The 21,194-nt window shown below is 36.1% G+C and carries 14 protein-coding genes and 2 pseudogenes; 9 read left to right on the top strand and 7 right to left on the bottom strand.

Translation table 11 applies throughout. The features are described from left to right. Positions 1-54: 54 nt before the first annotated feature. Together MKX83_RS07255 and MKX83_RS07250 are read right to left on the bottom strand one after the other, a co-directional pair. Positions 55-2,679, bottom strand: a complete 2,625-nt coding sequence (locus MKX83_RS07255; protein WP_341058591.1) for a DUF2309 domain-containing protein — start codon at positions 2,677-2,679, stop codon at positions 55-57. 14 nt (positions 2,680-2,693) lie between these two features. Beyond that, positions 2,694-4,211 carry an NADH dehydrogenase subunit 5 gene (locus tag MKX83_RS07250; RefSeq protein ID WP_251157324.1) on the bottom strand — a complete coding sequence of 506 codons (1,518 nt, stop codon included), beginning with the start codon at positions 4,209-4,211 and terminating at the stop codon, positions 2,694-2,696. A 1,066-nt stretch (positions 4,212-5,277) separates the two neighbouring features. On the opposite strand from MKX83_RS07250, the gene MKX83_RS07245 reads away from it, so the two are divergent. Further along, the gene (locus MKX83_RS07245; protein ID WP_251157325.1) at positions 5,278-5,421 is read left to right on the top strand and encodes a hypothetical protein; all 144 of its coding nucleotides are present in this window, start codon (positions 5,278-5,280) and stop codon (positions 5,419-5,421) included. Between the two features lie 249 nt (positions 5,422-5,670). Here the strand turns inward: MKX83_RS07245 and MKX83_RS07240 are convergent, their stop codons facing one another. Continuing rightward, a complete protein-coding gene (locus MKX83_RS07240) occupies positions 5,671-6,558 on the bottom strand; it encodes a diacylglycerol/lipid kinase family protein (RefSeq protein ID WP_251157326.1) in 888 nt (295 codons plus the stop codon). 86 nt (positions 6,559-6,644) lie between these two features. Continuing rightward, complete coding sequence (locus tag MKX83_RS07235; protein WP_251157327.1) at positions 6,645-7,505, bottom strand: YegS/Rv2252/BmrU family lipid kinase; 861 nt, start codon at positions 7,503-7,505, stop codon at positions 6,645-6,647. Between the two features lie 186 nt (positions 7,506-7,691). Between MKX83_RS07235 and MKX83_RS07230 the strand changes: the two are divergent. From MKX83_RS07230 to MKX83_RS07200, 7 genes and pseudogenes are all read left to right on the top strand, one after another. After that, a pseudogene (locus MKX83_RS07230) lies at positions 7,692-8,914 on the top strand (zinc-dependent alcohol dehydrogenase). Between the two features lie 31 nt (positions 8,915-8,945). Then, complete coding sequence (locus MKX83_RS07225) at positions 8,946-10,031, top strand: class II aldolase/adducin family protein (protein ID WP_251157328.1); 1,086 nt, start codon at positions 8,946-8,948, stop codon at positions 10,029-10,031. 81 nt (positions 10,032-10,112) lie between these two features. After that, positions 10,113-10,946, top strand: coding sequence for a prolipoprotein diacylglyceryl transferase (gene lgt / locus MKX83_RS07220; protein ID WP_251157329.1), 834 nt, complete (start codon positions 10,113-10,115; stop codon positions 10,944-10,946). A 223-nt stretch (positions 10,947-11,169) separates the two neighbouring features. After that, positions 11,170-14,167: pseudogene (locus MKX83_RS07215) on the top strand (Tn3 family transposase). Positions 14,168-15,533: 1,366 nt separating this feature from the next. Then, positions 15,534-16,625: a GerAB/ArcD/ProY family transporter gene (locus tag MKX83_RS07210; protein ID WP_066194373.1), complete on the top strand. Its 1,092-nt coding sequence runs from the start codon at positions 15,534-15,536 to the stop codon at positions 16,623-16,625. Next, complete coding sequence (locus MKX83_RS07205) at positions 16,606-18,063, top strand: spore germination protein (protein ID WP_101226413.1); 1,458 nt, start codon at positions 16,606-16,608, stop codon at positions 18,061-18,063. Before MKX83_RS07210 ends, MKX83_RS07205 begins: the two co-directional genes overlap by 20 nt. A gap of 3 nt (positions 18,064-18,066) precedes the next feature. Beyond that, positions 18,067-19,185: a Ger(x)C family spore germination protein gene (locus MKX83_RS07200; RefSeq protein WP_341054793.1), complete on the top strand. Its 1,119-nt coding sequence runs from the start codon at positions 18,067-18,069 to the stop codon at positions 19,183-19,185. Positions 19,186-19,389: 204 nt separating this feature from the next. Here MKX83_RS07200 and MKX83_RS07195 read toward each other — a convergent pair whose 3' ends face one another. After that, entirely contained in the window at positions 19,390-19,572 is a 183-nt protein-coding gene (locus MKX83_RS07195) for a hypothetical protein (protein WP_066194368.1), read from the bottom strand. Between the two features lie 95 nt (positions 19,573-19,667). Beyond that, complete coding sequence (locus MKX83_RS07190) at positions 19,668-19,985, bottom strand: hypothetical protein (RefSeq protein ID WP_066194366.1); 318 nt, start codon at positions 19,983-19,985, stop codon at positions 19,668-19,670. Positions 19,986-20,247: 262 nt separating this feature from the next. Between MKX83_RS07190 and MKX83_RS07185 the strand changes: the two genes are divergently transcribed. After that, complete coding sequence (locus tag MKX83_RS07185; RefSeq protein WP_341054789.1) at positions 20,248-20,829, top strand: recombinase family protein; 582 nt, start codon at positions 20,248-20,250, stop codon at positions 20,827-20,829. Here the strand turns inward: MKX83_RS07185 and MKX83_RS07180 are convergent. Continuing rightward, positions 20,795-21,016: a hypothetical protein gene (locus tag MKX83_RS07180; protein ID WP_341054787.1), complete on the bottom strand. Its 222-nt coding sequence runs from the start codon at positions 21,014-21,016 to the stop codon at positions 20,795-20,797. The genes MKX83_RS07185 and MKX83_RS07180 overlap by 35 nt on opposite strands. Between the last annotated feature and the right edge of the window lie 178 nt (positions 21,017-21,194).

Below are 21,194 nucleotides of genomic sequence, written 5' to 3'. Positions count from 1 at the left end.
TTTTTAATTTTTTGATTGAGTAAAAAATCATTATATAAATGTTTATTTTAGCAGTTACCAATTTTCCCAGCGTCCATCTGGATCAACACTAGCAAGTCGAACCCATCCATTTTGAACTTTTTCTCGAAATACTGAATCATTATTTAATAACCGTTCTACATATTCGCTAGGTGCTTGGATGACAATCAGCAAACGAAGAGGAGAATGATAAGCCTCGTGATCTGATTGCATGACGGATTGCCAAGGTAGTCCGGCTAACAAGTCACTTGCATTCCCCTGCATAACACCGAGACCTGCTGTAACGGTTTGAGTAACTTTATTTCCACTACCATAATAATGAGGCGCTACCGTTGAAGCGTAATATTGTAGATTGATCCATTGGGCCACCGTTCCTGGTCCTGCAATAATATTAGCTAGGAGATCACCACCTTCATCCTGCTTCCAATCATAATTATGAAGGAAGGCTCTACCTTCCAAGTCACAATCCTGAGTTAGTTCACGTTGGCCGATAATAAAAGCTGCATTACGAGCTAATCCCCATTCCGGACGTATCTCACTCCAATCTTCCGCAAATCGGTGTGCCTCAGCCTTTGGATTTTTAAGTTTCGATTGGAAATTCGGTAATAGGGCTAGACGCTCTGCATTTGCTTTATGGCTCACTTTCGGCATAATAGCTTCGATACGATCAAATGCTTCTTGTGCAGCTTCGGAAAGCTCAGGAACATAAATCCAGTGTAATTCATCCACCGTTGTTTTATGCTCAGCAGCCACGAAAACGGTGTCCTCAGGGATTTTAATTCCTTCAGAAGAAAGCTCTTCTCTTACCTCAGGAAGGTTGCATAAAGCAGCTAAAACCCCAGCATTGAATCCACCTGCCGCCCCACCGCAGGCACCACAGTCGAGAGCAGCGGCATAGGGATTGTTGGTACTTTTACTACCATGACCACATATTACGACTAATGGTGCGAAATTTTTTGTTAACCCCATCATTTTCAGAGCTTGGCGCGCATAATTCACTTTTTCTTCTTCAGAAAAACCAACAGGTATCTCTGCTTCTGTATTATGAACATGATTAAGCGAGAGCGTTATATTAGGTTTGCGTAACCAAGTCTCACAAAGGTTACGAATAAAACGATCTGCTCCTCTTGGCACAAAACTACGTGCTACCATTTGTAGACTAAGCCAAGGTCCACTTAGCTCAGGTAAAAGTAAGCTCGAAAGTACATTCTGTTTCATCATTTTAAATGTATAGCTTAAGGAATTAACTGCCTGCTTACGTTGTTGATATGATTTGAGTTCATTTTCATTTGCAGACTCTTTTATTTTGTGTCGAGGCTTTAGTATAACTGGCAAGGAAGAATGGCTGTGATTACTCCCGAGTTCACTTGTTGCTATTGGTAAGCCAAAGAAACCGGCAATTCCAATCGTTTCAAACGGACCTTCTTTTTCAAGTTGACGACGAAAAGGTTCTGATCGTACATCAATGCAGAATGCAAATTGAGCTAATGCTGATTTTTTATCGTTTGTCTCACGTTGTTTAGAGAATATCTTCTGACCTAATCGATCCGTGTGTGTTTGTTCCCAAGCTTCTAACCAAAGTTTCCTGCGAAGCTTCTCATCAAAGCTGTAGGCAAATGATAAATATTCGTTTTGTTCAGCGGCTGACATCTGTGACCATTCCTCGATTGTAAGGTCCCCCCAATGGATCCAAGATGCTATAAGGGGAGTAATCGAAACTCTTTTCCCAGATCGTTGATTGGTCAAAGGTAAGTAAGGCTTTATAAGCGCCAATTCCATAGAAATTCGAACTGCTAAATATTCTGTTAGGAGTGCATGTTCATGGCTCGATTGTCGGGAGCGCCAAAGCATCATCCCTGCCCACCCAGGTAAGGAAAGTAAATGACCTTCAAGATAAGTCTGTATCTCTGATTCAGGTATTTCTAGTACGAATAACGCTTCTTTTAAAGCCATATGTGCCTCTTGTGGCCAACCTTTTAAACTTTCGCGTTGCTTTTTACTAAGTGCCGGATCATATTGAATGAGACGCTGCCAGGCACGATAGAAACCTTCCTCACGATTTGGCATTGTCCAACCTGCCTGAGAGTCATCAAGATATAATTTACACCACTTGATGACATGATGATCAAGAATATTAACTAACCTGTCACCATCTTTATTCTCTACATGCGAACTTATTGGTTGCATTGGAAAATTCTCGATATTATCCGTATTCAGTCCACTAAATTTACCTACCAATTTCTCCAGCTTGCGTGATGATAAAAGGTTAGAAGGTAATGGAACTAATTTTAGTGCAGCATGGCAAAATCGCTCTGCCACGTCCCGTGGGATATTAAAGGAATGTGAATCAAGCCAACGCTGTAGCCCCATTTTCACAAAAGCTTCATCAATCTCACCTTTACTCTTTGCCGAATGGATCATAGACGCACTAGGGTATATATCAACATCACGAGTATTTTTTAACCAAGCTGCAACCTGGTCAAAAGATTGCTTTTCAAGTCCCATCCATGGATTACGTGCTGCAAATGTAGAAATAGGCCAAAGTGGTGCAATCACTCGGCTAGCAGATTCAATTAAAACGTTAATATCACTTTCTTGAAAATCAATATCTGTATCTTTCTTTTTTGCATTTTCTTTCGTTAATACGGATGTTACACCCATCACTGATGACCTCCTTATGATAAGTATTGTTTAAGGTAGTTTGGATGACTCTCTACTGACTTTGGTTTTGCTTCACCTAATCGCACTAACCAAAGATAGAGTACTGCGAAGAAAACAGATGAACGATTACGAACAACCCACGTACCTAAAGCACTACCAAATAGTAAGAGACATACGACAATGATGACAACTGAAATTGGAGGTTGAACACTTTGAAAAACGGTTGTATGCAACCACTCATAGAAGAGGTTATGAATGATAAAATAAACGATGGCTGCTCCTCCTAAAAATGATAAGCCAGCAATTCGACCAATTCTCCCCTCTCCAAAAGCTACGAGCTGTGTCCAAGAAACGGACAATGACCACCCTAAGATTAGCGCACTAATCAATTGATACCCCTCTCCAGGAGCCATGAGCCAAAAAGCAACCCCTACAACTAAGGCTAAAATCCGACCAGCCATGATCCATAAATAGGATGACTTTTCATTAACGCGAGTCGATACTTCGAAACGACGTACTGCCGAACCAGCCTGTAAAAACAGCGTAGCTTTGAACAAACCATGTAAGATAAGATGAATAATGGCTGCTATATAAGCACCTAATGCACACTGAATGAGCATAAACCCCATTTGTCCAATCGTTGAGCCTACTAACTGACGTTTATAGTCAACCTGGACTAAACTAATTCCAGATCCAATCAATACAGAAATGCTTGCAAGAATAAGTAACATAATCGAAGCTATATCACCATTAAAAAGAGGTGAAAATCGAGTTAGCATAATCCCACCTGCATTTACTAAACCTGCGTGCATAATCGCAGAAACAGGAGTAGGAGCAACAACAGACTCAATTAACCACCTTTGGAAAGGCCATTGGGCCGCAGGAATTATCACTGCTAATATAATCAATAAATTAATCCCTGTTCTCTCCCATGATTCAAGTTGAGCTAAACTATCATTTGTTAGAGCTAATGATAACTGCCATTGACCTGTGACTTGAAAAAGCCAAATCATCGCGAATAACAGAGAAAACCAACTTAACATAAATAATCGACCAGAAACCTTGGCTACTTGACTAGTTATTTTCCAAGCACTGTTTAACCTTATAAGTAAGGTTAAACCGACGAGAGTTGCTCCCCAAAATATAACCATCAAGCGGAGATCACCACTTAACCATGCAATTGAAGCAGCACCTGTAGTGAAAGTAAAAAGCGCAAAATATTTTCGATAAGAACGATCCCCCATTAAGTAACGTACAGAAAAACGCTGAATGATTAAACCAATTGTAAGAACAAAGAAAGCCATTAACCAAGCTAAGGAATCTAGGTACCAAGGACCAAGATTTCCATTCTCACTACTATTAACAAGAGCCACTAAGGAAACCAAAGGCGGTAATGCCACGATACCAATATGAATGCGAACAAAACTCAAGGGTACTCGTGGATGTAAAAACAATAGTCCACTTAGCCCAGAAGCAATAAGCATAATAAAAAATAATGTTAACAATGATGACAAACTCAGCGAATCTAACATTTCAAATTCTCCCTTTTTTAAATGATGTTAACGTACAAAAAATCCTTTTAATTAAGGTGATATTTTTCTAGAATTTCATACAATTTTATTTTCTTCTTTTATTGGTTAAATGTTGTTTTTCAATAAAAAAAACCGACAACTTCAAAACTTCAATGATGATATTAAATCATTGAATCTTGAAAATTGTCGGCTTCACTTCAACTAACTTCAGCGAAGTTTTTTGAAGAGCTACCTTTTTATAGGTTATATTACTATGTTTTAACTTCCTTCTAAAGAAAACATCGGTATAACTTTAATTTAGTCCCTTGATTATGAAATAAATCGATTTACGTTACTCTTCCTTTTTTTATTAGGATACTTTTTCAACCAGTCAATATTAAATATTAAATATTAAAAGAATGCTAATGGCCAAATTATTTAAAAAGGCGAAAATAAACATCTGCCGATTATTAAGTTAAGTATAAGATATGCCAAATTTTAAAAATTGTCAACAAGAAAGCCCCCATAAATGAAGTATCAATTTCCTCTTTTATAAACAACATATTTGATAACTATCGTTTTAGCTTAATACATTCCTTCACAATCTCTTTCCTATCATAACATATTTATCCAATTTAGTATCCCTGAAAAGTACCGAAAATGGACGTTTATGGAACTTTCCATTGAAGATAGTAAATCCCCCCTATAACTTTTATATTTATTTTGCGCTTTTTTTAATACTTATTTTGCGTAATAACACAAATAAAGGAACATATATATTAGCTTGACTAATATGTATGTTCCTTTTATATCTTTTCAACAAATGAGCCCTTTAAATGGAGAACGATCTCCCGATTATGGAATTATGATGTTCCACCGTATGAAATGAACTTTTTTCTCTAGAATTTGCTGAAGAGCTTTTTCAATTTTGGAAAATTTAAACTTAAATCCTTCTCTTTTCTAATCATTCCGGGAATACCCTACAAATTCTTAACATCATTGTTGATTTTACCTTAAAAAGGGAATATTTTTTTTGATTAGGTTGATACTGAGAAAATAATATATTTCTTGAAGGGAGAAATTAACTTTGAAAAGAAAAAAATACTTACTTGTACTAATATCTTCTGTTTTATCCCTAGGATTTCTATTTGGATGTAATGGCGTTGATGAAGATGAACCAGATCCAACTGAAGAACCTTCTGAAGAACAAAACAATGAAAATAATCAGTAACTAATTATTAAAAGATTAATCATTGTAATTCAATACAAGTTAAGAAAGGAAGTTTTTCATTCAAATCATGATTGAAATCATAAAAAGTATCATTGGAGAAATAAACAAAATGTTTGTGGCATTAGTTGAATTTGATTATGAAGAGGCTTTAGAAGAAATGAAAAAAATAATCTGTGTTTAAATCATGAGAACCCTTACTTCATCAAAACTATGAAATTGAGGGTTCTTCGTCGTTTTGTTAATTGTTTCTCAAATAACATATAATGCACATGGTTGAATTCTAATTCGGGCAGGAGTTTGGCCAATCACTTCCCCATCCCCATGAATCATCAGTGGAATTGGGGAATAAATTTCAAGCTCTTTTCCTTTAATTATCTTAATAGAAGGAGAGGATGTATGATTTCCTTTAAAAACTAATGGAAATATACTTAAAAATTCCCACTTGGACATTCCTTGAACAATACATATATCAAATAAACCATCATTGCTTTTAGCCTTTGGGCAAATAACAAGTCCTCCACCGTAAAAAGGTAGATTAGCTACGGCAATTAGCCACACCTTTTGAAACTTGTATAGCTTTTTATCAATCAATATAGAAATATCCGTTCGTTTGTATTGGAATAACACCTTAATTGCACTAATGATATATGAAATATGACCCATCCGTATTAAATTAAGTAATTTCTTATATATTGAAGCATTCGTCACATGAGCTACTTCCCCATCAAATCCTATTCCTGCTACTGTACAAAAGTATGTGGAATTTACAAATCCGATATCGATGATTTTTGGTTTCCCACTTAATATACGTTCTAACGCTTTATCATGTTTTAAAGGTATACCTAGTCCTCTTGAAAAATCATTTCCTGAGCCAGCAGGAATAACTCCTAAAGGTATATTCGTACCGACTAATCCATTAATCACTTCATGGATAGTTCCATCGCCACCTACCGCAACAATTACAGTTACTTTTTTCTTGCTGATAAGTTCTTGTACTAATAAAGTGGCGTGTTTTGGTTTTTGTGTAAAATGAACACAGTAATAAACGTTTTTTTCTTGAAGTTTTTTTTCAATTTTACACCATATTTTTAGTGCTCTGCCATTACCCGAAACTTTATTAACAATAAAACAATACAAATATCTCACCTATTTATAAGTTTTTAACAATATAGCCAATTTTACTTGTAAATATACAAGCATCATAAGGCGTTCTTAATATGAAGTTAACTAAAAACATGAAGATGCTGGGGCAATACGTTAAAATGCAGGCTTTTTAGATCAGCCTTTTCGCCATCAAGATTGAGCGCGATGTCCTCTGAAATCGTAAAGTAACCAGATTTTATTTTAGTATGATGTATTATTGATGGTTTATCAGGAATGTCGAGCATATTTGCAAGTAATGAAAAAAACAACTGTAATCGATTGGTTTTTTTACAAGTGAGAAGATGAAAATAACCATCATTATGTGTTGAATTCTTGATAAGACGTTCAAAAGGACCAACGGAGTCTCCATTCATGATTAAAAATAAAGAGAGTTCAGAAATTACTTCATTTGTGGAAACATCAACTGAAATAGTATTTGATTGTTTTGTCAAAAAAAATGTTTTAAGAAAAGGAATGCAATAGGCCCATTCACCAAAACACGATTTAAGGAAAGGAGAAGTTTTATAGGTAATATCCGACAACCAACCAGCTGCTGCAATGTTGGCAAAGTATAGGTTTCCAAATTTTCCAATGTCAATTTGTTTTGTATTACCTCTTTCAATAATTGAAAGAGCTTGTATATTGCAATACATACCTATATATTTTGCAAATTCATTACTCGTTCCAAATGGAAATACCCCTACAGTGGGCCTATATTCTTCTGCCGCTAAAAATTGGAGCGATTGGTTCACAATGCCGTCTCCTCCGGCAATAAAAATCGCATCCCATCTGTTTTGGCATGCTTTTTTAATGGGATGAATCGTTAATCGATACCCCATTTCAGAAAGTTTTTGTAGTAGCATCGGAAAGGCTTTATGAGATCCCTTTTTTCCAGAAAACGGGTTATAAACCATTAATGCCTGTTTGTTTATTGTATTCATAGTCAAATTCCTCCGATTCATAAGACCTTAAATATTATAACCATAAAACTATTTTTCTCTTTCTCACTTCAAAATAGTTTCTTTTTTCAGGAAAATACTTTCCATATTTATCAAAAAAATGAATAGTAAGGAAATTGTCGGGGAAAATTATTATATGAAATTGTTGAAGAAACTAGGTGATATGTGTTGAAAGTTTTGCAATTCGATTATAGAATACCCCACTATATATTCAGTAAAATAATCGGAGGATTTATTCCTTCTGTTTATTGGAATGCTCGGCTATCCTGTTTACGATTTCATGAACAATCGGAGCCGGAGCTCCCGAATGAAAACTGGGTTAAAGTAAAGGTGAAATATGGCGGTATTTGTGGCAGTGATCTTAATCTTCTTTTTTTAAATGATAGTCCTGCTACTTCACCATTTGTTTCGTTCCCATTCACAATCGGTCATGAAATCGTAGGAGAAATTGAGGAAGTAGGTTCACAAGTTACTGATTTAAATAGCGGAGATCGAGTTGTTATAGACCCTATTTTGTCGTGTGTATCAAGAGGTATAGAACATCCTTGTCCCGCCTGCCTTAAGGGTAATTTTAGTTTGTGCGCATATAAAACTGAAGGAGACCTTTCACCAGGTTTGTTAATAGGAGCTTGTCGTGACACAGGTGGGGGATGGAGTTCGTTTATAGTGGCTCACAAAAGTCAAGCATTTAAACTCCCAGCAGCTGTGAATGATTTAAACGGCGTGATGGTAGAGCCTTTTAGCTGCGCTTTACATAGTGTTCTAAGAAATCCACCAAGTAAAAATGACACTGTATTGGTCATAGGAGGAGGAGTGATTGGGATATGTGTCATTGCGGCTATTCGAGCACTGGAAATCCCGTGCAGAATTGTTACATTGGTGAAACATCAATTTCAAGCTGAGTTGGCGTCCAATTATGGGGCTAACAATATAATCCAGCTTAGAAAACATACTTATGTAGATGACCTAACAAGAATTCTTAAAGGGCAGGTATTAAAACCATTTTTTGGTCCTCAAGTAATTCAAGGAGGTGCAGATATTGTCTTTGAATGTGTTGGAAAAAAACAGAGTATCAATGATGCACTTCGATTCTCTAACAACGGTGGAAAAGTTGTTCTGTTAGGTCTAGCCGGCATAATGGACGGAATTGATTGGACGACAGTTTGGCTAAATGAGTTAGATGTCAAAGGAAGCTTTGCTTATAGTACGGAGGTGTTTCAAGGAAAAAGCACACGAACGTTTGAATAGCGATTGAATTAATGCGTACTGGAAAAGTCGATCTATCACCATTGGTTACGCACAGATTTCCAATAGAAGATTACCGAAATGCTCTTGGTACTGCTTCAAATAAGAAAAATCGTGCAGCAAGCAAAGTGGTTTTTGAACCGTAACAATTTGATAGAAGTTAGGAGGAAGACAAAAATGAAGAACTTTACAATAACAGGTGGCGAAAAAACTCCTTTTCTCACATGGTATACGGAAGGATTAAAGGAAAAATTTTCAACTGAAGGATACGAGTTTTATGAAGAACCAGTTGAAAATATTAGGATTGTATTTAATGTGATCGAACAAGAAAAACCACGTCCGTTTCGTAGAAAGGCACAAGCGACTTTTGTCGTATCGATACTAGAGAAAAATGAAGAACCGGAAAATATATTTGAAGCTGCTTATCCATATCTAATTAGATCTTTAGCGAACCATTTAATTTTCATTGTGAATAATAAGGAAAAAACAGATGTTTATTTTATTACTCCTGAACAAGGATTTTACAAATTAAGTTATCAAAGTGAAGAAAAAGACTTTTTCCAAAAAATTTATGAAAGATTAGAACCGGTCGCATCGGCTCAATTAGTGATTGACAATCATTTTGTGGATGATTTGGATCAAGATTTATGGCATGTTAACGATATCACACAAAAAATGTACGTATCAGGCAAAAAATTAGATGAAATGAATTTATTACCTGCACCCTTTCCACTTGATAAATATTTGTCATCTCGTGATATGCGTCAGTTAAAAAAATTATACAGTATAGGTGGTCTTAGCTATGGGAATCTAAGCAGCCGACACGATGATAAAAGCTTTTGGATGAGTGCTAGCGGTGTCAACAAAGCTAATATGCGAGTAATTGGCCAAGATATTTTATATATCAATGGGTTTAATTCCAAAAAAAATGCGATGGAAATAAGTGTTCCTCCTCGTATTTCTCCAAAAAGAGCGTCGGTTGATGCAATTGAACATTGGATGATTTATAAAGAGCATTCAAAAGTGGGGGCAATTGTTCATATTCATGCATGGATGGATGGTGTACCAGCAACGGAAATTAACTACCCTTGCGGTACGATTCAATTGGCGAAAACTGTAGCAGATTTAGTACGAAATGCCGATGATCCATCTAGGGCAATCATTGGACTTAAGAATCATGGTCTAACAATTACAGGTCGTGATTTAGATGACATCTTTAAACGTATTGAAGGACAAGTTATGTCCCAGGTGCCAAGTGCATAAAAAGGTGTGATTTAGAGTTAACATATAAATATTGAAGGGAATCTTATGCTTAGTGACTTTTACAGTGTGAGGAGTGAGAATATGGAAACTACGATTGAACCTATCGACAGGGTTGCGATCACTCTCGGTCCGTTCCAAATATACTGGTACGGTGCAATTATCATGTCTGGGGCCTTAATTGGCCTCTGGCTCGCCACGCGTGAAAGCGAGCGACGTTTTTTGCCAAAAGATACCTTTGTTGATCTTGTCATTTTTGCGCTTCCGATTTCTATCCTATTTGCACGCGCATATTACGTGATTTTTAAATGGGAATATTATTCCGTACATCCCAATAAAATTATTGCTATCTGGGAAGGCGGACTAGCCATGCACGGTGTACTAATCGGTGCAGTATTGACGATAATAGTGTTTGCGAAGGTACGAAAAATTTCGTTCTGGAAACTTACTGACATTTTTGCACCAAGCCTGATTCTGGCTCAGGCAATTGGACGCTGGGGAAATTTTATCAATCAGGAAGCCCATGGGGGACCCGTACCGCGGGAATTTCTCGAAAATCTATATTTGCCCGATTTTATCATAAACCAGATGTACATAGAAGGAACGTATTATCATCCTACGTTTTTATATGAGTCTCTTTGGAATTTTGGCGGATTTATCGTGTTGATGTCCCTCCGACGTGCAAATTTAAGGCGTGGTGAGTTGTTTTTGACATACATCATCTACTACTCGTTCGGGCGTTTCTTTATCGAAGGAATGAGAACGGATAGCTTAATGCTTACCGAATATTTTCGGATGGCGCAAGTCATTTCCGTCGTATTAATCTTTGTGTCGATCCTGATAATCTGGTACCGCCGAAAAAAAGGATATGCAGATATCCGCTATTTAGATAATGGCGTGATAGAAATGAGGGATTGATATGATAGATAGGTTGTTGACTCATATTGTTCAGAAATACATTCCAATAGGCATCTGCCTAAGCTGGGTAACCAAATATTTATTCGTATCTTTTAATAATCCCTGTTACTTATTGGCCTAGTGACAGGGTAGCTGCTCTAGACCGCAAAGTATTGTTTTCATCCTCTAATCAATAGATTACACTCAAAATAGTGATTATTCTAAAGTTAGGGGAAGGATATTTATGAAACGAAATTGGAATGAAGATGAGCTTCTAGAACATTTTGTAGTACTACCCATTGAAAGAAAGCTAATTGGTAATAAAACAGGGGCAAGTCGTTTAGGATTTGCAATATTATTAAAGTACTTTCAACAAGAGGCTAGATTTCCTTCTAAGAAACAAGATATACCCAAAGTGGTAGTTGAATTTATAGCGCAGCAATTAGGATTATCTTCAGCGCTCTTTGAGGAATATCGTTGGGGCGCGGGTGAAAGAAACTTTACTTATCATCGAAAACAAATTCGAGAATTCTTCGGTTTTAGAGAGCTTACGGCAAAAGATAACGAACTATTGATAGAGTGGTTAAACGAACAAGTTCAGTTTACACATGATATCGACTATTTAAAAAGTCAGGCAAACAGTCTGTTTCGCAAGTGGCAAGTCGAACCTCCTTTCAGATGGAAGTTTAAAGCGTATGATCGATTCCACCATTGACACTTTTGAAAAGAATTTATATCAATCGATCTATCAGCAGCTATCTCCTAGGACTTGTTCGAGATTAGATGCGTTACTGGAATCTTTCACTGATGAAGAAACAGCAGAAGGTTTTGAAGAAGGGTTTCATAAGGAAAAGGAATCAGATATTTTAACTTTTCGGCAACTTTTATCTTCTCCTAGCAAACCAAGTGTAAGTACTATGGAAATGGAAGTTAAAAAATTGTTAGCTATTCGGCACCTACACATTCCTCCAAGATTATTTCATCATTTGACTCCGAAATTAGGGAAGAAATATCGACTTCGTGCAGCTACAGAAACCGTAACGGAATTGAGCGCACATCCTGCACCCATTCGCTATACCCTTCTTGCCATTTTATTTTCGCATCGTCATGAGGAAGTCATTGATTATTTAGCTGATTTATTGGATGAAATTACGCTTAAATTCGGAAATAAAGCCAAGAACACAACTCGAAAAGAAGCAGTAGAAGAATTAGAAAAAGTCCAAGGGAAAAATAAACATATTGTCAATTTATTAAAAGCAACCGTAGATCACCCAGATGGGGTCATTCAAGTTACTCTATTCCCTATTGTTAGCTCTGATATGATTCGAGATATTATTAAGGACTTGACGAAAAATAACCGGGAGTACAAAGAAAAAATCTATACGAAAATGCATTCTTCTTACCAAGGGCATTATCGGAAGTCTCTTTCGAAGATTTTAAACAACCTTACTTTTCGGTCAAATAATCAATTTCATCAGCCAATTATTGAGGCTATCCAACTCATACGAGAGTATGGAGAAAGTGGGCAGCGTTATTTTGCTGCTGGAGATGAAGTTCCCATTGAAGGTGTAATTCAGCCGAAATGGAAAGATGTTATTGTCGAGACAGACAGCAAAGGGATAGAAAGAGTAAATCGAATCAATTATGAAATTGCAGTGATCCAATCGCTTCGCACTCGACTTCGGTGTAAAGAAATTTGGATTGAGGGTGCTGATCGATATCGAAACCCAGATGAAGATCTCCCTCAAGATTTTGAAGAGAACAAGGAAGAATATTTTCAAGCACTGAAAGCACCACTTGATGTAGAGCCTTTTATTGAAGATATTATACAGTTGATGAAAGATAAACTCCATTTATTGAATCAAGGGCTAGGAGATCATAGTAACGAAAAAGTAGCCATTACTACCAGAAATAATAAAGGATGGATTAGAGTCACTCCACTCGAAAAGCAACCAGAACCTCCACATGTGACGATGCTTAAACAGGAGATTAAGAACCGTTGGACCGACATTAACCTATTGGATTTACTAAAAGAAACAGATTTTCATACGGAGTTTACCAAACACTTTAAAACCACCGCCAATCGAGAGATTTTAGATCGAGAAACCGTCCAACGAAGGCTTCTTCTAAGTTTATTTGGATTAGGAACGAATACAGGTTTGAAAACAGTTTCTGCTGGAAACCATCTAGATAGTTATCGAGAACTTCGATATATACGCCAAAAATTTATTCATAAGGATCATTTGCGAAAAGCCAACGCCGAGGTTACCAACCATATCATCTACAATCGACTGAAAGAGGTATGGGGAGAAGCTACCACTGCATGTGCTTCCGATTCAAAACATTTTGGCTCTTTTGATCAGAACTTGCTTTCAGAATGGCATCCTCGTTATAAGAAGCATGGAGTCATGATCTATTGGCATACAGATCGAAAATCAGCTTGTATCTATTCTCAGCTTAAGTCCTGCCTTTCTTCGGAAGTGGCAGCAATGATGGAAGGGGTTCTTCGTCACTGTACGGACATGGAGGTTGACAGAAATTATGTCGATACACACGGACAAAGTGTCGTTGCATTTGCTTTTTGTCATCTACTTGGTTTTAAACTGATGCCACGGTTTAAAAATATTGGATCTCAAAAGCTATATCGTCCAGAAGCCGGCATGAATGAGGAATATCCTCACCTGCAACAGGTTTTAAGTAGACCGATTAACTGGGATCTTATTCGGCAACAGTATGAACAAATCATTAAGTTTGCAACTGCTCTACGGTTAGGTACTGCTTCTGCCGAATCCATATTAAAGCGATTTACAAGGGATACGAAACATCCAACCTATCAGGCTTTATGTGAATTAGGAAAAGCGATTAAAACGATCTTTTTATGTGATTATTTACACTATGAAGAGATTCGAAGGGAGATTCATGAAGGATTAAATACAGTGGAACAATGGAACTCAGTGAATACTTATATTTTCTATGGGAAAAACAGTGAGATTCGTTCCAATTCTATAGAAGATCAAGAGGTGTCTGCTTTATCACTTCAATTGCTGCAAAATTGCTTAGTCTATATGAATACCTTAATGGTACAAGAGGTTCTTTATGACAACAACCAATATTGGTTGAAGAAAATGACTCCAGAAGATTTTAGAGGATTAACACCTTTATTTTATCATCATGTGAATCCATACGGAACTTTTGAACTCGATATGGATCAGCGAATACCTATTAAGTTGAAAGTCTCGTAATTTTCATTATTTCGATTAGTAACAAACCCAGCTAATCCCTTGACAGGACATTAGCTGGGTTTTTGCTATGAATACATATACGTGAAAAGAGCGCACTCCTTCCTATACAGGTAGGTAAGGGTTTGAAATTATCGCTCCCTTTTCCCCCTGTTAGCACCGTACGTGCGACTTTCATCGCATACGGCGCCCCAACTAATCCAATTCCATTAATCCTCGGCACTTAATGTGCCTCAATTCTTCCGTTTCAATAAGTCGGTGCCTCCCATGGGAGGTGAACCTCTATTAGTCTTACGAGAACCTTATTAACCGATAAGGACTTGCCTTACAGGATTAAATGATTCTTCATTAGTCTAGTGGCTATCCCTCCGCGTTCATTACACGCTTCAACGGTACTGTGCCACCACTTTCACTGATATGAAGAAAAGTTATACAGTCGCTATTCTCACGGCTGTTTTCCTTTCCAACGCCTCACCGAGAGTAAGCTCTCCACGTTATCAGCTTACAACGTTGAATTATGTCTATTATGGAACAAACTTAGGTGTTTCCTATGAGCCTGTTAGCATTGCATATGCCTGTAACACAAGATGGATTTTCATATTCCAGATTCTTACTCATCCACAGCTAACCCTACATTTAGTAGTAAATACATTTCTATATAATGCGCATCTAGACCCGTACATCCAGAAATTCGTCAGCAATACAGTATGTTATTGTATTTTACATTGCATCCTCACCATATTTGTTCAACCCAAGCACCATGATTTACACCACCCCATCGGGTAGGCTTTCGTCAGCCAAACTGTTACGGTAAATTCTCACGCCTATTAGCCGAGCTTATAACACGGCTATTCCTTACCGAATAGCGTGCTATTCGACGCAGGGGGAGCCTTTCAGAGCGTTACCTCCTCATTCGACCCCTCGACATAACCCTTCAGTTTTAGAAATCTGAAACTGTCTGACCTTTACCGAAATTGTGTGGCCCCATTTGAGCCAGAAACGTTTCGCACCTGAAATTGCGCCCTATTCTTGAATAAGCAATAAGCTTAATTTAGCTGGTTTTTAAACAAGAAAAATTGATATCTTTTTCTGCCTTTTTAATATGTAGGGATATCGGAAATTCGCCCCCACGGTGATTCCCCCAATTAAAATAATATACATTAGTACAATGCTCGAATACACTAGGCAATACTACAAACAATACATATGCTTGCGTATCTGACAAATTTAGTCACAAGACCGTCTTTTTAACATTTAACGAAATTTTTAATGCAGTCACGAGTCTAACCAACTTTTTTCAAAATAGCGAATAATTTACATATTTAAGGATAAACTATGTAAATAAATTGCTATTTTTAAGGTGGTTTTAATGAATCAAAAGGTGATTCAATCTGTTCATATTTTTATCCTACTTATTATGTCTACTGGATTCATGGTGCATGTACTAATTATCCCAACTATATTATCAACTTCTAACAGGGATGCCTGGTTAAGTGTTATTTTCAGTACAATACCATTTATCCTTTGGATTCTGCTTGTTTTTTATATTTATAAAAAGTTAAATACTCATGAGGATATTCTCTCTTTACTTAAACGAAAATTTTCTCATTCTTGGGTTTTTATTATTTTTCCGATTACATTTGGGTCTTATTTTTTAATAAATGCCTTTATTACTCTTAAGTACACTTTTTTTTGGGCAAATGCTAATTATACTTTTGAGATCCCTAATTTTGTCATTGTATTGTTATTTGCTCTCATTTGCTTGTATGCGTCTGCAAAAGGTATACGGACAATAAGTACGATCGCATTTTTAGTGCTTCCTATTGTTTCATTTTTTGGATTTTTAGTAGGAATCGGAAATTCGCCAAATAAAAATTATGAACTGCTGTTTCCGATATTTGAGAATGGATACAAAGATGTTATTCAAGGGTTGGTTTATACTTGTTCCGGATTGTTTGAAATTATCTTTCTTTTGTTTTTAACGTCCTATATTAAAGACAGACTAAAGGTTAAATGGCTTATATTGGCTGGGATCATTCTTGTGTTTTTAATCTTAGGTCCACTAGTAGGTGCCATCTCAGAATTTGGTCTGGAAGAAGCAGCAAAATTGAGGAATCCAGCTTATGAGCAGTGGAAGCTGTTGAAAATTGGCGAACATATTACTCGTCTCGATTTTCTTTCGATCTTCCAATGGCTTTCTGGAGCGTTTGTTCGGATAAGCTTATCATTATTTATTGCCGACAAAATTTTTGGGTTTAACAAAAAGAGAAAATGGGTTCTTCCTATCCTTTATATAATATTAATCATTGGTGCATGTATTCCTTGGGATGCCATCTCATTTTTTTACTTTTTGCAAAAGTATTTTTTCCCTATTAACCTTATTTTTCAAATTTGCACGATGCTTCTTTTTTTATTAATTATTCATTTAAAAGGTGATCATCATGAAGAAAGTTCAAACTAACAAAAAAGGCATCAGCATTGACCAATTAAAAATGTGGGTCGAAGGTTCTTCAGATATCGCAATAAAAACAAGGACTTACCACAGTTATACAATTGATTTCCTATATTGTCCTAATTTAGTGGATATGAAATTTATTAGTGAGGTTATTTTTCCTGCCATTCATGATGTGATAGAAAAGAATGGTCATTTAAATTATGAATTGTTAAATAATGTTTTAGAGGTCAGTAAGCTTAAAGATTTAAATAACATGAAAGAAGAGATAGAGCAAAAATTATTTTCAGGTGAATTACTCATTTTTTGTCAGGATTCAAAGGAGCTTTTCTTTATACCCGTATCTAATCCTCCCAAAAGAGGTCCGGAAGAATCCAATATGGAATCCTCAATTAGAGGGCCAAGGGATGGATTAGTAGAAAATGTATCAGATAATATGGCATTAATCCGTCAGAGATTAAAAACGTCATCATTAAAAAGTATTGAATATACACTTGGCGAAAGAAGCAGAACAAAAACCTTATTACTCTATATAGATGATATTATGAATCCTTCAATTCTGGAAACTGTAAAAAAGCGATTAGATTCCATAAAGGTGGATAGTGTCGCCAGCAGTTACGAAATTGAGGAATTCCTATACGACAAAACCTTTACTTTATTTCCTTTGATGGAGAATTCAGGCAGACCAGACTTCGCTGTTCAATCCTTAACACAAGGAAGATTTGTGCTCTTAGTGGACGGAAATCCGACTTGCTTAATAGGTCCCGCAAATTTAAATCAAATATTATATTCACCTGAAGACTCACATGATAGTTTTTTTTACGTTAGTATGGTCCGAATTCTGCGGTTTTTGGCCATAATTACGACGATATACTTACCTGGTTTTTATATTTCGTTAACAACCTTTCAACTGGATCAAATTCCTTATTCACTTATCGCAACAATATCTGCTTCTAGAATTGGCTTGCCTTTATCTACACCTATGGAAGTCTTTATTATGCTTGTTTTATTTGAATTATTTAAAGAAGCTGGGGTACGCCTGCCTAAGGCTGTTGGACAGACTGTCGCTGTTTTAGGCGGATTATTTATAGGTGATGCTGCTATTCGAGCAGGGTTAACATCTCCAGCCTGTCTGGTCATTGTTGCAGTTTCAGTAATATCAGGTTATATCTTGAGTAACCAAACCATGGCAGGCAATGTCGTGATTCTGCGCTTTCTTGTTTTAGCCTTTTCATCACTATTTGGATTATATGGCTTCTTTATTTCCTTTTTTCTCATCCTAACAGCCGTGGTTTCATTAGAAAGCTTTGGTCAGCCATATATGTCGTATTTATCCAGACCCAATGCAGCAGACATCATAAAAAATATTTTGAAGCTGCCTTATCGATTTATGAAGAAGCGAAATCAAGCATACCGACCTATTGATAGCGATAGTCAAAAGGAGTAATTTATGAAAAGGATATTATTGATTATCATAATAAGCAGTCAGATCTTTTTCCTGACTGGGTGCTGGGGTGCAAAAGAATTACAAAGTCAAACTTATATTACAGCTATAGGACTAGATTACGCGGAAGGAGAATTTACAGTCTATATTCAGGCTTTGAATTTTGTCAATATAGGGAAGCAAGAAGGCGCTTCGGCTTTGCAGGAAGCATCCCCTATTTTTATTGGGGAAGGCAAAGGAAAAAACATTCAGTCAGCTTTAAGCAAATTAGAACAAAAGGTGGCACTGCCTCTTTATTACGGACATATCGAAACCGTTCTATTAAGTGAAAATGTTATCAAGGAGCAAATGAAGTCCGTCATCGAATTTATTGGACAAAATTCTTTACTGAGATACAATATATGGCTTTTTGGTACAGAACAAGATATTAAAGAAATTTTAACAAGTGAGAGCTTTTTTAATTTCCCATCTTTATATACAATCATCCATGATCCCAAATCCTTAACTAAAAACAATTTTTTCATTCCTATTGAACAGTATAATAAATTTATCTCGACCTATTACCAGGCAGTTGGTACTCAGCTCATTCCTTCTTTAGATGTAAATAAAGCAAGTTTTTCAGAGGATAAAAAAAAGAAAAATATTGCTGTCATTACGGGAGGCTTTGTTACTTCACAGCAGCAATACAAAGGATGGGCAGATAAAAAAGACCTGTCTGGATTAAAATGGTTATCAAAAAAAGCTACTAACATCCCTCTCTCCCTCTTTGAAGAAAAAGTGAGTGTAATTATACAGAATCCAAAAAGAACGATTAAAGTAGTAAATGGCTATAAACCTGCTTATCACTTAATTATTAAAGCCAATGCAGTATTGGTCCAAAATGAGGAGGATATTAGTTTAGATAAAATAAAAAAAGAATTAGAAAAGAAAATTAAAAATGAACTATTAAACACAATGGAGAAAAGTGAAGAAATAAATGCAGATCTATTAAATATAAGCGAAAACGCATATCGATATCACCTAAAAGAATGGGATGTAAGTACAATTAATTCGATTGATAAGGGATCTTTAGAACACATTGAAGTAAGGATTCAGATTGAACAAAATATATATTATAAACATTAAAATGAGTATATTTAAAACATGGAAAACTTAATTGTTTTGCTTACTTAACAAAATGAATAGTCATCCCTTTTTATTGTTTCTAATACCGCTAGCCAGGTCTTTGTCCATTATTCGATATTCAACAATCTGGCCCTTAAATGAAAAATGAGCCCTGTTCCTTGTTCCGGATAAGCGCCCGTTTGCTTAAATGTCCCTAGAGTCATTTTACAGTTTATTCTTTTGTCTTTCCTTTCCAAATAAGTGAAAAAAACTGATTTCAAATATAATAAACGCTACAACAAGACCACCAAGGTATGGGTACGGAGAATCGATTGTTAAGAATAAGACCAAAGCCAAAACAAAAGCTATGATACCAATAACTACTGAGTATTTGACATATTTACTCAAGTCATAGACCTCCTTTCGTATCAGAACATCTGACTAAAAAGTATTCATGTTATACAGGTTATTCCAAAACTGCACCCTTTTCAGGAAGACAGTTATTACGAATGACTCTCTTCTTTTTTGCTATAAATTTCATACGCAAAATATCCAAATAAAAAACCTATTCCAGGTCCCCAAGTCATTGCAGATAGTAAGGAAATTGGTGAAAATATACTTAAAAATATAGCAATAGCAAAACCAATCATCATTCCGAATGGTATTAAGCTATCCAATAAATTTTGAGCGTCTTTCGTTTTTTTCTTACCCAGGGTGCCTTTCTCATATTTATGCTTCATTCTCAGAATTACAAATACTGCAATCCCACCCACTATTACAAGAGGCAATATGGAACGCGCAATATCCAATGCTAAACCCATATTATAATCCCCCTTTCTTTTGCTTTTAAATTGATTCAATTTTAACCTAGTTCATTCAATTAAATGGCCCGATTGCTGAATAACCTATCTACATGTTAATACATGCTATTACCAAAAACCAGTGTTTTTGTAATGTACGCCCATCGCCCTAATGTCCTTTGATTTTATTAAGATTAACAGTTACCAAAAATAATTACCAAAAGTATTACCAAATACCTTTACAATAAGTGGCCCTCTAGTAAAATAAAAATATACAATTTTATTGGAGGTTACAAATGATTATGGTTATGCTCGGGTGTCTACTATTGATCAAAACTTAGATCGGCAAATTGCTATGCTTAATGAATATGGTTGTGAAAAAATAGTTAAGGAGAAATTTACTGGTACGGTTAAAGATCGAAAAGGACTTCATCAACTTTTTGATGTCGTTCGGAAAGGCGATACAGTTGTAGTGGAGAGTATCTCCCGTTTAGGACGTAAAACATTGGATATCCTCAACATTATTCAACAGTTAGAAGAGATGGGGGTACAATTCATTTCTTTAAAAGAAAATATGGATACAAGAACCTCTACGGGCAAAGCCATGTTCCAAATGATGTGTGTCATTGCTGAATTAGAAAGAAACCTTATTGCTGAGAGAGTAAAGGAAGGACTTGAAGCAAGTAGAAGACGTGGGAAAACATTAGGTAGACCCAAGTTGGATAAAGAAAAGCTTGCTGTTGCGCTACGGATGTATGATAGTAAAGAATATTCTATAAAGGAGATAGTCTCGGCAACTGGAATATCTCAAGGCTCCTTATATAGAACAGTCAATAGAAGAAAGCTTGAAGAAATAAAAAAATAGGTTTCCAATTTACTTTGCGGTCTACAGCAGGAACCCTGTCACTAAGCCTTAAAGCAAGTGTAAAACCTAATTTAATTGACTCACCTTCACCATCTCCTGACGCTTGTCCACCACCACTCCCACAAGCTGCTAGAAGCATACTTAGAACTAACATAATAGCCAATAACGCCCTTTTGTTTTTCTTCATTTACCCTTCCCCCTTATTCAAAATTTTCAGATCTTTTAAACCAAACCAACTACGGAATTTTTGTTTCGAATAAAAAACACTGTTGTCGCAGTGTTTTCTTGTCATTTATTATAGTGGATAAGAAATTGTATGAAAAGACTAAATTTTTTATAAATTAAATATATTTAGAATAAAGTTT

Source organism: Cytobacillus sp. FSL M8-0252 (assembly GCF_038007345.1).
In the GTDB taxonomy this organism is placed as follows: Bacteria; Bacillota; Bacilli; order Bacillales; family Cytobacillaceae; genus Cytobacillus; species Cytobacillus kochii.
Note: the sequence above shows the minus strand (reverse complement) of the source record. Positions and strands in the feature narration are given on the sequence as shown.